Raw genomic sequence first — 793 nt, 5'->3', positions numbered from 1 at the left:
TAGGCGATGGCGATATCCACCTGCCCAGAGGCGACAAGGCGCTGCAACGCCTCGGACCCGGCCTGCCGGATGTCGAAGCGAAGGCCGGGAAAGCTGCGCATCAGCGGGGGAAAGCCGTTCTGCATCAAATCAGCCGCGAACCCCTCGCCCACGCCCAGACGGATGATCGCACGCGTCTCGTCGCGGAACTGGCCAAGAAGGTCCAGGACATGGTCCTGCTCCTCGGCGAGATGATACGTAGATGTATCTCACTTGGCGCAGAGAAGCGATATGGTCCCGAACTGTATCATTCCAGCATCGAAGCCCAGAATGATACCGCAAGGTATCACTCGCTTGGCCAACTATCAGATGATATAACGCGGCATCTCAACAGTACTGTGCATGCCGTTCTCGCGCGGGGGACGAAGCATAGGGCACAGACGAAATCGATACCGAAAAGTAGAGCTTGGCCAACAAGGAAACACATTTTATGTGTTAGGCTCTAGACTCCTTAACTCTTAAAGTCAGAAGGGGACCGTTGCGGCGAGAGCAATGGCAAAGAGGAAGACGATGGGGCATCTGTCGTATCGGGTGGCCACTCGCCTCCAGTCTTAAACCTAGAGTGCCCCCACTGATTGTTCCGGTTTGAATGTTAGTGCATTGTCGGTCTCTGGTCCATTTTCACGAAGGTTTTAATAGCCCCATGTTTTTTGGCCGCCTTTTTTGCTAATTTTGAGGCAAGGAGGCCATGATGGGCACAGGCTTTTTCAGCGACGACTTCAAGCGTGACGCGGTCGCTCAGATCACCGAGCGG

The 793-nt window shown here is 54.9% G+C and carries 1 protein-coding gene and 1 pseudogene; both read right to left on the bottom strand.

Annotated features, from left to right (window positions below; all coding sequences use genetic code 11):
* Positions 1-167 (bottom strand): LysR substrate-binding domain-containing protein (locus tag ABNX41_RS21895; RefSeq protein WP_438671790.1); only part of this gene is annotated, 167 nt, incomplete at its 3' end.
* A 336-nt stretch (positions 168-503) separates the two neighbouring features.
* Positions 504-590 (bottom strand): annotated as a pseudogene (locus tag ABNX41_RS21890) (IS5/IS1182 family transposase); the annotation flags it as partial.
* Positions 591-793: the final 203 nt, after the last annotated feature.

The organism is Pseudogemmobacter sonorensis (assembly GCF_042762395.1).
Taxonomy (GTDB): domain Bacteria; phylum Pseudomonadota; class Alphaproteobacteria; order Rhodobacterales; family Rhodobacteraceae; genus Pseudogemmobacter; species Pseudogemmobacter sonorensis.
Note: the sequence above shows the minus strand (reverse complement) of the source record. Positions and strands in the feature narration are given on the sequence as shown.